Consider the following 13,275-nt stretch of genomic DNA (forward strand, 5'->3'; position numbering starts at 1 on the left):
ACGGGCCGCGGACGTCGGCGGCCAACCTCCGGGTGCGTCGCCGACAGGGTGCGTCTGGGCGCCCGGAACCGGGCATGCCGCCGACGGGATGACCGGCCGGGTATTGACGGCGTCAATACCTTGGGCCCGGTGCGGATTCGGTATGTGCTCCACAACGTGTACGGGACCGGCGGAACAGTGCGTACCGTCATCAATCAGGCGAATGCCCTGTGCGCGACGCATGATGTCGAGATCGCCAGTGTCTATCGGACCAAGGAGGCGCCGGTCTTCGCCATAGATCCGCGGGTGCGGGTCGTCACGCTGACGCAGTTGCGCGAGGACGGTTCACGGTGGACGGATCCTTCGGGGACGAATTCCCGGCTCGCGCGCAAGACCCGGTGGTTCCGCAACCGGCTGCCGCACCGGCACGACTTCCGCTACAAGCGGTGGGATCCGCAGGTCGACGCCGCCGTGGTGCGGTATCTGCGGGCGGAGCGGTCCGGGGTGCTGGTGACCACCCGGCCGGGGCTCAACCTGCTGTCCGCCTGGTTCGCGCCGCGGGGGCTGGTGCGGGTCGCCCAGGATCACATGAATCTGGGGACGTACAAGCCGGCGCTGCGGGAGGCGATGCTGCGGGCGTACCCGCGGCTCGACGCGGTGGCCGTCCTGACCGAGGCGGATCTGGCCGCGTACCGGGAGGTTCTGGACGGGCGCGTGCGGCTGGAACGCATACCGAACGGGGTGCCGGCGCGGGATCCCGGGCCGGCGACCGGGCGCACCCCCACCGTGGTGGCCGCGGGGCGGCTGGGCCGGCAGAAGGGCTTCGACCTGCTCATCGACGCGTTCGGGACGGTGCACGCCCGGCATCCGGAGTGGCAGCTGCACATCTTCGGCGAGGGCAAGCTGCGGGCGCGGCTCGCCGCGCAGATCGAGGACCGGGGGCTCGGCGGGGCCGTCCGGCTGCGCGGGCTCACCCGTACGCTCGACCGGGAACTGGCCGCCGCCTCCGTCTTCGCGCTGAGCTCGCGGTTCGAGGGGCTGCCGATGGTGCTGCTGGAGGCGATGGCCGCCGCCGTGCCGGTGGTCGCGTTCGACTGCCCGACCGGGCCCGCGGAGGTGGTGCGGGACGGCCGCAACGGCCTGCTCGTGCCGGCGGAGGACACGGCCGCCCTGGCCGAGGGGCTGTGCCGGATGATCGAGGACGCCGACGGGCGGGAGGCGATGGGCCGCGCCGCCCGGGAGACCAGCGGCGCATACGCGATGCCCGCCGTGGCGCGGCAGTGGGAGCGCCTCTTCGCGGACCTGGCACGGCGGTGACGAAGATCCCCACGGGGTCGCGCGCGGGGACGGCACTTGCGCGTGATCGTTATTCTCCGCCCGGGCGGTAGCACCGAGCACCACGACGTTGACGTATATCTAAGTTTGGACACTTGATCCCGATGCGCGTACGCGAGCACTCGCTCTTCAGGAACGCGAGCTCCCTGCTGATCTGCGGCCTGGCCTCCGGCGTGGTCGTGGCGGCCGCCGCCTTCCCGGCGGTCGCGATGTCCGGGCTCGCGGCCAAGGCCGGCGGCGAGTCCTTCGCGAGCCTGCCCAGCCAGCTCAAGCAGACCACCGCGCCACAGGTCAGCCGGGCGGTCGCCGCCGACGGCAAGACCCAGGTCGCGGTCTTCTGGGACGAGTTCCGCAGCGACGTCCCGCTGAACGGCATCTCGAAGAACATGCAGGACGCCATCGTGGCCGCCGAGGACCACGAGTTCTTCAAGCACAACGGCGTCGACCTCAAGGGCGTGGCCCGCGCGTTCGTCAGCAACAGCGGCAAGAACAACGGCCAGCAGGGCGCCTCCACGCTGACGATGCAGTACGTGAAGATGTCGCTCGCGTACTCGGCGACCACCCCGCAGGAGGTGGTGGACGCCACGGCGGACAAGCCCAAGCGCAAGATCAATGAGATGAAGTACGCCCTGCAGGTGGAGAAGCAGCTCACCAAGCAGCAGATCCTCGAGCGTTACCTCAACACGGCGCCCTTCGGTAACGGCGCGTACGGTATCGCCGCCGCCAGCCAGGTCTACTTCCAGAAGAAGGCCAAGGACCTGACGATCCCGCAGGCCGCCCTGCTCGCCAGCATGGTGAAGGCGCCCTCGGGCTTCGACCCGACCACGACGGCCGGCTACCCGAAGGCGCTCGACCGGCGCAACTGGGTGATCGGCAACATGCGCGACCTGGGCATGATCACGCCGAAGGCCGCGGAGGACGCGACCAAGGTCAAGCTGGGCCGGACGGTGCAGCGCAGCGGCAACGGGTGCAGCTCGGTGAAGACCAACAGCTGGGGCTTCTTCTGCGACTACTTCTACCGGTGGTGGCTCGGGCGCAACGAGTTCGGCGCGACCACGTACGACCGGGAGCGGCGGCTCAAGAGCGGCGGCTACACGATCCGTACCTCGCTCGACATCAAGGCGCAGGCGGCGCTGCGCAAGAGCATCTCGAAGCGGATGAGCATCAAGGACCGCGACGCGCTGCTGCTGGCCGCGATCGAGCCCGGCACCGGTCACGTACGGGCGCTGGGCGCCAACCGCCGTTACAAGATCGACGATCCGTCGCACCCGCAGAACAAGAAGCACTCCGACCCCAAGCTGGCCGAGCGGGGCATCCGCGGCACGTACCCGAACACCACCAACCCGCTGCTCAGCGGCGGCGGCGACATCACCGGCTACCAGGCCGGCTCGGTGTTCAAGATGTTCACCATCGCGGCGGCGCTGGAGAACGGCTACCCGCTGGCGCACCCGATCAACACCAAGCCGAAGTACATCTCACACACCTACCGGGACGGCAGCTCCGCCGGGTGCGGCGGCTACTACTGTCCGTCGAACTCCTCGAGCAAAACGCAGGGCATGTTCAACATGTGGTCCGCGTTCGGCGGCTCGGTGAACACCTACTTCGTCCCGCTGGAGGAGAGCGTCGGCGCGGAGAAGGTCGTCGACGTGGCCAAGCGCATGGGCGTGCAGTTCCGCACCCAGGTCGACAAGGATCAGGAAGCCGCCGCCCACACGTGGGGCGCGTTCACCCTCGGCGTGTCCAGCTCGACGCCGCTGGAGATGGCCAACGCGTACGCGACGCTGGCCGGCGACGGCATGTACTGCGAGCCCCTGCCGGTGCAGCAGATCACCACGATGTCCGGCGAGAAGCTGGACGTCGCCAAGCCGCACTGCCGGCGCGCCGTCTCCAAGGACGTGGCCCGCGCGACCATCGACGCGGCCCGCTGCCCGGTCGGCGACTCCCCACAGCTGGGCAGCTGCGCGGGCAAGAGTACGGCCGGGGGCACGCACGGCATCGTCGACCACCCGGTGTTCGGCAAGACCGGCACCACGGACAACGACAAGACGGCGTCGCTGATCGTCGGCACCACGTCCGTGGTGGTGGCGGGCTACCTGGTCAACCCGGACTACCAGAACCACCCGTGGAAGATGAGCCACGACATCGTGAACCCGGCGGTGCAGGATGCGGTGCGCGACATCATGAAGGGCGAGCGGAGGAAGCAGTTCAAGAAGCCGTCGGGCTCGAAGATCGCGCGCGGCGAACAGCGCTCGATCCCGGACGTGAAGTGCACCAGCGTCGCGGAGGCCAAGTCCCGGATCACCGGCGCCGGTTTCACCGCGGCGACCGGCTCGGAGGTCCCGTCGAGCTGCCCGAAGGGTCAGGCGGCGGGCACGGAGCCCTCCGGCACCACGATCAAGGGTGGCTTCGTGAGCATCCAGATCAGCGGCGGGCCGGCCAACGCGGGCCCCGGCGGTCCGGGTGGCCCGGGCGGGCCCGGCGGACCCGGGCCCCGCTGAGCCGGATCGGCGCCGGCCTGCGGTTCGTCCCGCGCCGTCCCACCGGGAGGGGGGCGGGGATGCAGACCGGCGTCGATATTGGCAGACTGCCTCGGCATGGAGGTGCACCGTAAGCTCGGCGACCGCTACACCCTGCTCGCTCCGCTCGGCCACGGCGGGATGGCGGTGGTGTGGCGGGCGCACGACGAGGTTCTCGGCCGTACGGTAGCGGTCAAGGTTCTCGCCGCCCGGCACGCGGGCGACCCGGAGTCGCGGGCCCGGATCCGGCACGAGGCCCGGGCCGCGGCCGCGCTGTCGCACCCCAACATCACCCAGGTGTACGACTACGGCGAACAGCCCGACGGCGCCTCGACCACGCCGTACGTGGTGATGGAACTGGTCCGGGGCGGCACCTTGCAGGACCGGATGGCCCAGCCGGTCCCGCCGAAGTTCGCGATGCGCGTCGGCGCGGAGGTGGCGGCGGCGCTGGCCGCCGCGCACGCCGACGGGCTGGTCCACCGCGACATCAAGCCCGCCAACGTGATGCTGACGCCGTCCGGCGCCAAGGTCGTCGACTTCGGCATCGCGGCGGCGATCAACCCGTCCGGCTCGGGCGACCCCGACGCCGAGGTGTTCGGCACCCCGGCCTACCTGGCGCCCGAGCGGCTGATCGACGACGCGGTCGACCCGGCGTCCGACGTCTACGCCCTCGGCGTGCTGCTCTACCGCCTCCTCTCGGGCCATTCGCCGTGGTCGGCGGACACGACCACGCAGATGCTGTCCGCGCACATCTACGTCGATCCCGAGCCGCTCGTGCCGCTGCCGGAGGTGCCCGGATACGTCACCGAGCTCTGCAACCGGTGCCTGAGCAAGGACCTCACCCTGCGCCCGAGCGCCCGGGAGGTGGCGGCCCTGCTCGCCCAGGCGGCCGGCCTGCGCGTCGTCGCGGACTCGCCGGCACCGGTGCCCGGCGCCACCCTGATCGACCCCACCCCGTCGGTCCTCATCCGCCGCGACCCGGGCCCCGGCCCGACGGGAGCGGCGGCGGACCTCGCGCCGCCGCCCACGCCGCCCGCGGCGGAGATCCCCGCGCCGGAAGCCGGCAGCGGGCACGGTGTCGCGGCGCCGATGGGCCGGCACGCGCGCCGGGAGCGGGCCCGCCGCGACCGCCGGGCCTGGATCATCACCGGCCTGGCCCTGCTCGTCGCCCTCGCCGCCGTGCTCTGGTCGGTCCTCCCCCGCGAGACCGCCGGCCGGTCCGCGGACGCGCAACCACCGCCCGTCCGCTCGGCCCCCACCACGGCGGCCCGCGCCGCCGCCAACGCCTCGGACGACACCACCGCCACCGAGGCCCCCGGCGACGACGGCCCCGGTGCGGACCGGCCCACCGCCGGCGGGACTCCCGCGGGCGGGCGGCCGGCACCCGGCACGAGCAGCCCCGGGGCCGGCGCGGGCCCCACCGGCACGGGCACCCCCACGACCAGCCCGCCGGTGCGCACCACGGAACCCACCGAGCCGGAGACCCACGAGTGGACGTTCTCGTCGACCGGCGGCAGCGTGCGCGCCACCTGCGCCGGGCCGGACCGCGCCGAACTGCTCGACTGGTCGGCGGCCAAGCCGTACAAGGTGCAGGAGACCGACCCCGGGCCGTCGTCGGCGCCGTCGGTGACCTTCAAGCACGGCAACCGGCTGGACCGGCTGACCGTCACCTGCTCCGGCGGGGTCGCCTCGTCCTCCTGACCGGTCACCAGCTGTGCAGCGTGCCGTCCTCCAGGCGGTTCACCGGCAGCGAGGCGGCCCGGTACGGATACCGCGCCGCGAGCTCCTCGTCGAGGTCGACGCCCAGCCCCGGCTCCTCGGAGGGGTGCAGGTAGCCGTCCGCGAAGCGGTAGCCGTGCGGGAACACCGCGTCGGTCTCGGCGGTGTGCGGCATGTGCTCCTGGAGGCCGAAGTTCGGGATGCTGAGGTCGACGTGCAGGGCGGCGGCCAGGCACACCGGCGACAGGTCGGTGGCGCCGTGCGAGCCGCTGCGCACGTGGTACAGGCTCGCCAGGTCGAAGATCCGGCGCAGGTGCGTAATGCCGCCGGCGTGCACCACGGTCGTCCGTACGTAATCGATCAGCTGTTCCGTGATCAGCTGCCGGCAGTCCCACACGGAGTTGAAGACCTCGCCGACCGCGATCGGGGTGGTGGTGTGCTGCCGGATCAGCCGGAAGCCCTCCGGCAGTTCCGCCGGGACCGGATCCTCCATCCAGGTCAGGTCGTACGGCTCGAGCGCCCGCCCCAGCCGCGCCGCCTCGATGGGCGTGAGCCGGTGGTGCACGTCGTGCAGCAGCATCAGCTCCGGGCCGAACTCCTCGCGGACCCGGCGGAACACCGAGGGCACGTGGGCCAGGTAGCGCCGGGTCGACCAGGTGGCCTCGGACGGCACCGCGGCGTCGGCCGGCTCGTAGGTGCGCCCACCGGCGCTCACCCCGTACGTGGTGGCCAGGCCGGGGACGCCGGTCTGGACGCGTACGGCGCGGTAGCCCCGCTCGACCTGCCGGCCCACCTCGGCGAGGACGTCGGCGGTCGTGGCGGCGTTCGCGTGGGCGTACACGGTGACCCCCTCGCGGGACCGCCCGCCCAGCAGTTGGTAGACCGGCAGGCCGGCGACCTTGCCCTTGATGTCCCAGAGCGCGGTGTCGACGGCCGCGACGGCGGTCATCGTCACCGGCCCGCGCCGCCAGTACGCGCCCTTGTAGAGGTACTGCCAGGTGTCCTCGATGCGCGCCGGGTCGCGGCCGATCAGGGCCGGCACGACGTGCTCCCGCAGGTACGCGGCGACGGCCAGCTCCCGCCCGTTGAGGGTGGCGTCGCCGACCCCGGTGACCCCCTCGTCGGTGACGACCTTCAGCGTGACGAAGTTGCGCCCCGGGCAGGTGACGATCACCCGGGCCGCCGCGATCCTCACGGGTCCTCGTCGCGGACGCGGGCCACGAGCTGGGTCGGGTTGACGAAGCGCAGCGCCACGACCAGCAGCACCAGCATCATCGACGTGTAGATCACCGCCATGGCGTCGACCGACTGCTGGGCCCGGATGCCGGCCGACGACATCGAGTAGTAGAGCGCCACGACCAGGGTCTGCGAGTCCGGCCCGGCGGTGAGGAAGGTCAGCTCGAACATCCCGACCGTGCGGACCAGCACCAGGATGGCGGCGGCGAGGATGCCGGGCACCAGCAGGGGCGCCAGCACGCGCAGGAAGATCTGCCGGGTGGTCGCGCCGCACATCCGGGCGGCGCGCTCGAGCTGCGGATCGATCTGCTCGATGAACGGCGTCATGGTGAGGATGACGAACGGCACCGACGGCACGAGGTTGGCGAGCACCACGCCGCTGAGGTGGCCGGCGAAGCCGTACTTGTAGAGCACCGTCGCCAGCGGGATGCCGTACGTGATCGGCGGCATCAGGATCGGCAGCAGGAACAGCAGCTGCAGCAGGCGCCGGCCCGGGAAGGACCGGCGGGCCAGCGTGTACGCGGCCGGCACCCCGATGAGCAGCGACAGCCCGACCACGAGCACCGCCACCTCCAGCGTCACGACCAGGACCGGCCCGAGGGTGAAGTCGTCCCAGGCCCGGCCGTACCAGCCGGCGGTCCACCCCTGGGGCAGCCAGGTGTCGAACCAGCGGGTGCCGAAGGAGCTGACCACGACCGAGGCGATCACCCCGGCCAGCATGACGAAGAAGAACAGCACCGCCCCCCAGATCAGCCAGCCGGCCGGGGAGGCGACGATGCGGCGTCCGCGGAGCTCCATCAGCCCTTGCCTATGGTCGAGCCGGTGTAGAGCAGCGCGCGCCAGCCCAGCACGAGGCCGATGACGACCAGCTCGACCACGCCCATGATCACGGCGAGGGCGCTGGCGAGCACGTAGTCGTACTGCACGTACGCGGCCTCGTACGCGGCGATCGAGATGACCCGGGTCTCCCCCGCCGGGTCGCCGACCAGCACCGCCGACGGGAAGACGCTGAAGGCCAGCACGAAGCTGAGGCAGAACGTGGTGGCCAGGCCGGGGGCGAGCAGCGGCAGGGTAATCCGGCGGAAGCGCTGCCGGGCGTTGGCGCCGAGCGTCGCCGCCGCCCGTTCCAGCGTCGGGTCGATCCCCGACAGGTACGAGCTGACCAGCAGGAAAGCGAACGGGAAGCCGGTGATGACCAGGGAGAGGAAGACGCCCCAGTAGTTGTGGGTCAGGCGTACCGGCTCGTCGATCAGGCCGGCGCCGAGCAGCGCGCGGTTGAACCAGCCGGTCGGGCCGAGGAAGTTCAGCAGGCCCTGGGCGGTGAGCACGGTGCCCAGGGTGATCGGCAGGACCAGCAGGGTGGTCAGCACCCGCTTGCCGCGATAACGGCCGCGCATCCGGTACGCGATGGGCACCGACGCCAGCACGTTGAGCAGCGCGGCGGGCAGGGACAGACCCAGCGTCGTGGTCACCGTGTCGCGCAGGTACGGGTCGGTGAGGAACCTCCGGTACGCCCCCAGCGGGCCACCCTCCGGCGGTCGCAGAGACAGGCCGATGCCGTACAGGAAGGGGTAGACGAACAGCACCACGACGAACCCGGCGGCGGGCAGCAGCAGGAGCAGGTTGCGGTCGACGCCGCGGTCGGCGAGCCGGTGCCGCAGCGCGGTCATCCGGGCTCCCCGGGGAAGACGAGCAGCCGGTCGGGGGCGGCGGTCACGTGGATGCGGTCGCCCGGCGCGGGCCGCTCGGCGCTGCGCAGGAACAGGGGCGTGCCGGCGTCCGTCCGCGCCTCCACCGCCACCTCGCGCCCCTGGTACTCGACCACCTCGACGACCGCGGGCACCCCGTCGGCGGCGATCCGCAGGTCCTCGGGCCGGGCCGCGGCGAGCACGCCGGTGCCCGGTGCCACCGTGCCGACCGGCGTGCCGACCAGCGAGATGCCGTCGCCCTCGACGCGGATCCCGGCGCCGGCGCCGCCCGCGGCCCGCAGCGGCAGCAGGTTGCGGTAGCCCATGAACGCGGCGACGTGCCGGTTGACCGGGGCGGTGTGGACCTCCTCGGGCGTGCCGACCTGCTGCACCTCGCCGTCGCGCAGCACCACGAGCCGGTCGGCCAGCGACAGCGCCTCCTCCTGGTCGTGGGTCACGTAGACGGTGGTCAGGCCGAGCGTCTGGTGCAGGCGGCGGATCTCCGTACGCATCTCCAGCCGCAACTTGGCGTCGAGGTTGGACAGCGGCTCGTCCATGAGCACCAGCGACGGTTCGAGCACGACCGCCCGGGCGATCGCCACCCGCTGCTGCTGGCCGCCGGAGAGCTGGCCGGGCAGCTTGCCGGCGTGCTCCTCGAGGTGCACCAGGCGGATCGCGGCGTCGACGCGGCGCCTGGCCTCGGCCCGCGCGACCCGGCGCATCTGCAGCCCGAAGGCGATGTTGCGGCGCACCGACAGGTGCGGGAACAGCGCGTAGTTCTGAAAGACCATGCCGAAGCCGCGGCGTTCCGGCGGCACGGTGTCGAGCCGGACGTCGTCGCGCCAGATGCTGCCGCGGCTCAGCGGCAGCAGCCCGGCGAGGCAGTTGAGCGCGGTGGACTTGCCGCAGCCGGACGGCCCGAGCAGGGCGATGAACTCGCCCTTGCGGATCGTCAGGGTCAGCTCGGCGAGCGCGTCACGCCCGGCGAAGCTGCGGCTGACCCGGTCCAGCCGCAGCTCGGTGAAGCCGGTCCCGCTCACTTCTTCACCTTGGCGCCGCCGATCTCCCGGTCCCAGCGGTCGAACGCGGCGACCAGCTGCTCGGCGCCGAGCGGCACCTCGAGCGGGTGGCCGGCGATGAGGCCGGCGTACTCGGGGCGGCCGTACTCCTCGATCGCCTCGCGGCTGTCCGCCGGGGCCGCCGAGAGTTCGACGCCCCGCACCGCCGGGCCGGGATAGAAGTAGCCCTGGTCGTACGCCTTGGCCTGCTGTTCCCGGGTGAGCATGTGGGCGAGCAGCATCAGCACGGCGGCCTGGTCGTCGGCGGGCACGCCGCGCGGGATGACGGCGTAGTGCGCGTCGGTGACCCAGTGGAAGCCGTCGAGGGCACCCACCCGGGCCTCCTTGGGCACCGTCCCGAGCACCCGCGGGTTGATGTCCCAGCCGGTCGTCGTGGCGATGATCTTCGCCGAGCCGTTGGCCAGGTTCTTCATCGTCTCGCTGGTGCCCGACGGGTACAGCGTGATGTTCTTGTCCAGCTCCTTGAGGTAGGCCCAGGTCTTCTCCCAGCCGTTGACCGGGTCCTTCGGGTCCATGTCGCCCAGCAGGTACGGCAGGCCCATGAGGAACGTGCGGCCCGGCCCGGAGTTGGAGGGGCGGGCGTACTGCACGGCGCCGGGGTTGGCCCTGGCGTAGTCGAGCAGGGCCTGGGCGCTCTTCGGCGGGTCCGGCACCTTGCCGGGCAGGTATTCGATCAGCGGCCCGGACGGGTAGTAGGTGACGGTGACCCCGGAGTCGCCGGCGAGCTTCTGCATGGCGGCGGCACCGGTCAGGTACTCGCGCATGCCGGGCAGGCGGTCGGCGTACTTGGGCAGCAGCGGGGTCCACAGTCCCTGCTGGATCCCGGCGGAGAGGCCGTCCACCCCGGTCAGCACCAGGTCGATGTCGACCCGGCCGGCGTCCTGCTGCGCCTTGATCTTGCCGACGAGCTCGGGCGCGGTCGCCTTCGCGTACGTGACCCGGGAGATCACGTCGGTGTGGCCGGCCACGAAGTCCTCGATCATGCCCTGGGTGAGCTGCAGGTTCCCGGCGACGTCGAGCACGTTCAGGGTCACCGCCCGGGAGGGCTTCGCGGGAGCGTCCCCGCCGGCCGGCGCGGACCCGCCGGAGTCCGGGGCACTGCACGCGGCGAGCAGCAGCAGGACGGTCAGGGCACCGGCGGCACGGCCGGTCCGGGGGTGCGGCGACATGACGGTTCCCCTGTCTCGGTGATGGAAGGGGGACCCTCAAGTTACGAAGAAGTTTCGCCACATTCAAGACAGTTGATATTCGTACGGCGGGAAACCCCAGCTCAGCCCCCGCTAATCCGTTCCCGCAACTTCCGGAAGGGTCAGGGCAGGGGTTCCCAGATCAGGCCGTCGGGGGTCTCGCGGGGGCGGCCGAACTGGGCGTCGGCGAAGTGGATGCCGAAGCCGATCGTGGATTCGTCCTTCAGCTGCCGCAGGATCTCCCGGCGCGTCTGTTCGGAGCGCTGCGGGTCGGGCTCGCCGACCAGGTGCCAGCCGGGGTGGGTCACCTGGATCGGGGAGTGCATGACGTCGGCGAAGACCAGCAGGCGGGTGCCGTCGCCGCCGTCGAGCACGAAGCCGGTCTGGCCGGCGGTGTGGCCGGGCAGCGCCAGCGCGGTGACGCCGGGGAAGATCTCCTCGCCGGCGGTGATGGCGCGGAAGCGGGGCTCCAGCGCCGCGACGACCTGCGGCGTGACTCCGAAGCCGGCGTCGCGCGCCGCCCACTCGGCCTCCGACAGCAGCACCTCGGCGTGGGCGAACTGCGGCTGGGCCGCCCATCCGAAGTGCTCCAGGTGCAGATGCGAGATGGCCACGGCCTCGATCTGGTCCGGCCGCCGGCCCAGCTCGCGGAGGTTGTCGACGAACGCGCCGCCGTACATCAGGGCCGTGCCGTGCTCCGGGCTGGACACCGGCTCGGGGTGGGGTCCGTATCCGGATTCGAGCAGGATCGCGCGCCGCTCGTGCTCGACGAGCAGGCCACCGCTGCTGACCGTCAGCCACCCGTCGGCATCGAGGAAGCGCGCCCCGGCGACCCAGTCCTCGGGCGTCGTGGCGGGGAAGAGGAAGCCGGGCACCATCTTGACGAGGCCGTCGGGCACGTAGCTCACCCGCAACCGGCCGATCTGGTGGGTACGGACGGTGCCGGCAACCTGGAAGCGATTCATGCCGGTGAGACTAGTAGTCCGGTTCAAGAGCACTCAGATCCGGCCCATGACCCTTGAAAGACCAGACTAATAGTCGTAGGCCTAAGCTGCGTGCGTGGAGGATGACGAGCTGTCCCTGACCGCGTACGCCGTGCTGGGAGTCCTGTCGATGAACGGCGAACTGCTGACGGCGGGCGAGATCAAGCAGCGGGCCACCTACGCCCTGCGCTTCTTCTGGGGCTCCCCCGCCGTCAGCCACATCCGCCGGGAGCTGCAGCGCATGCTCGCCCTCGGCCTGGTCGAGGAGCACGAGATCCCGCTGGGCGGCGTGCGCAGGGCGCAGGCGTACCAGACCACCGGGCCGGGCGAGCGGCGCCTGCGGGACTGGGTCGCGCAGGACGCGGCCGACGACGCCGTGGTGATCCGCAATCCCCTGCTGCTGCGCATCTTCCTCGGGCGCGCCATCCCGGCCGAGGACGTCCTCAAGATCATCGATCGTCGCCTGCGGCAGGTCGGCGCCGACCTGGCGGAGGTGTTGCAGGGACGCCGGCGCGGCGACGCGATGGGCCTGACGCCCCACCCGGACCGCCGGTTCAGCGCGGCCGTCTCGGACTACACGATCCGTCAGCTGTACTTCGACCAGGCCAACCTGCAACAGCTGCGCGACACCGTCGCCGCCTTCGACGCCCCGCCGCCGCCGGGCAACCCGCCGTTCCGGCTGAAGGAACCACCGGTCACCAGGTGAAGCGGACGGGGTACGTGGCGTCGGCGAGGCGGTTCTGGCCGGCCACGTTGGGGTGGAAGTAGTCGGTCCTGTTGACCAGGTCCAGGGAGAAGCGGATCCCGTGGGCCGCGCCGCCGTCCCAGCGGCAGCGGTCGCCGTACGCGTCGCAGGCGCGGGCGAGCTGGTCGTTGTAGGCGTCGATGCGGTCGGCCACCCGGCGCCGGCGATCCTGGTCCGCGGCGGCCGTCGACGTCGGGTTCGCCAGCATGGCCGGGCAGATGCCGCGGCGCCAGGCACGGACCGCCCCGGGGTCGTCGTGGCCGAGCTGCCACAGCCGGTGGACGTCGGGAATGCTCACCACGAGGACCCGGGACCGGGGCAGGCCCTTGCGCAGCCGCCCGAAGGCCTTGTCGAGGTGTCCGCGGAAGGTGCGGACCGGCGTCATCTCGTCCACGCCGCCGGAGCAGGCGTCGTTGGCGCCGATGAGCACGGTCACGTACTCGGCGCCGCTGTCCACCGCGGACGCCGCCTGGCCGGGCAGGTCCGCGGCCTGCGCGCCGGGCACGGCGAGGTTGCGGGCATGGCCCTTGATCGCCGGGTTCGCCTCGCGGATCCGGCGGTAGTGGCTGTCCACCGCGTCCGCGCTCCCGGTCGCCCAGGAATTGCGGCTGCACGCCACGAAGATGGTGCAGCTGCCGAACCCGGCCGTGATGGAGTCGCCCAGCGCGACCATCGACGACGGGCGGCCGGGCTTGGGCTTCGGCTTCCCGGTCGGCGCGGGACCCGCGTTGCCGGCACCCTCGCAGGCGAGCGCGACGGCACTGAGGACGGCCAGGACGACGACCTGCCACCGGTGCGGCACGGGACC

11 protein-coding genes are annotated in these 13,275 nt (G+C 72.1%); 4 read left to right on the forward strand and 7 right to left on the reverse strand.

Going from position 1 to position 13,275, the window contains the following annotated elements; translation table 11 throughout:
* Window positions 1-129 precede the first annotated feature (129 nt).
* From CLV70_RS02595 to CLV70_RS02605, 3 genes are all read left to right on the forward strand, one after another.
* Window positions 130-1,296: a glycosyltransferase family 4 protein gene (locus CLV70_RS02595; protein WP_170148559.1), complete on the forward strand. Its 1,167-nt coding sequence runs from the start codon at window positions 130-132 to the stop codon at window positions 1,294-1,296.
* A 122-nt stretch (window positions 1,297-1,418) separates the two neighbouring features.
* Window positions 1,419-3,812, forward strand: coding sequence for a penicillin-binding protein (locus CLV70_RS02600; RefSeq protein ID WP_106124668.1), 2,394 nt, complete (start codon window positions 1,419-1,421; stop codon window positions 3,810-3,812).
* A 96-nt stretch (window positions 3,813-3,908) separates the two neighbouring features.
* Window positions 3,909-5,531, forward strand: a complete 1,623-nt coding sequence (locus tag CLV70_RS02605; protein WP_106124669.1) for a serine/threonine-protein kinase — start codon at window positions 3,909-3,911, stop codon at window positions 5,529-5,531.
* Between the two features lie 4 nt (window positions 5,532-5,535).
* Here the strand turns inward: CLV70_RS02605 and manD are convergent, their stop codons facing one another.
* The 6 genes from manD to CLV70_RS02635 all read right to left on the reverse strand — a co-directional run bounded on the left by manD (window position 5,536) and on the right by CLV70_RS02635 (window position 11,704).
* A complete protein-coding gene (gene manD, locus CLV70_RS02610) occupies window positions 5,536-6,744 on the reverse strand; it encodes a D-mannonate dehydratase ManD (RefSeq protein ID WP_106124670.1) in 1,209 nt (402 codons plus the stop codon).
* Window positions 6,741-7,583, reverse strand: a complete 843-nt coding sequence (locus CLV70_RS02615; RefSeq protein ID WP_106124671.1) for an ABC transporter permease — start codon at window positions 7,581-7,583, stop codon at window positions 6,741-6,743. The genes manD and CLV70_RS02615 overlap by 4 nt, the downstream gene beginning before the upstream one ends.
* On the reverse strand, window positions 7,583-8,455 hold the full coding sequence (locus CLV70_RS02620; RefSeq protein WP_106124672.1) for an ABC transporter permease: 873 nt from the start codon (window positions 8,453-8,455) through the stop codon (window positions 7,583-7,585). Before CLV70_RS02620 ends, CLV70_RS02615 begins: the two co-directional genes overlap by 1 nt.
* Complete coding sequence (locus CLV70_RS02625; RefSeq protein ID WP_106124673.1) at window positions 8,452-9,513, reverse strand: ABC transporter ATP-binding protein; 1,062 nt, start codon at window positions 9,511-9,513, stop codon at window positions 8,452-8,454. Before CLV70_RS02625 ends, CLV70_RS02620 begins: the two co-directional genes overlap by 4 nt.
* Window positions 9,510-10,721: an extracellular solute-binding protein gene (locus CLV70_RS02630; protein WP_106124674.1), complete on the reverse strand. Its 1,212-nt coding sequence runs from the start codon at window positions 10,719-10,721 to the stop codon at window positions 9,510-9,512. Before CLV70_RS02630 ends, CLV70_RS02625 begins: the two co-directional genes overlap by 4 nt.
* A 140-nt stretch (window positions 10,722-10,861) precedes the next feature.
* A complete protein-coding gene (locus tag CLV70_RS02635) occupies window positions 10,862-11,704 on the reverse strand; it encodes an MBL fold metallo-hydrolase (protein WP_106124675.1) in 843 nt (280 codons plus the stop codon).
* A gap of 94 nt (window positions 11,705-11,798) precedes the next feature.
* Between CLV70_RS02635 and CLV70_RS02640 the strand changes: the two genes are divergently transcribed.
* Window positions 11,799-12,428 (forward strand): MarR family transcriptional regulator, encoded by a 630-nt coding sequence (locus CLV70_RS02640; RefSeq protein WP_106124676.1) that lies wholly within the window; start codon window positions 11,799-11,801, stop codon window positions 12,426-12,428.
* Here CLV70_RS02640 and CLV70_RS02645 read toward each other — a convergent pair.
* Window positions 12,418-13,269 (reverse strand): GDSL-type esterase/lipase family protein, encoded by an 852-nt coding sequence (locus CLV70_RS02645; protein WP_106124677.1) that lies wholly within the window; start codon window positions 13,267-13,269, stop codon window positions 12,418-12,420. The genes CLV70_RS02640 and CLV70_RS02645 overlap by 11 nt on opposite strands.
* Window positions 13,270-13,275 lie beyond the last annotated feature (6 nt).

The organism is Pseudosporangium ferrugineum (assembly GCF_003002065.1).
Classification (GTDB): Bacteria; Actinomycetota; Actinomycetes; order Mycobacteriales; family Micromonosporaceae; genus Actinoplanes; species Actinoplanes ferrugineus_A.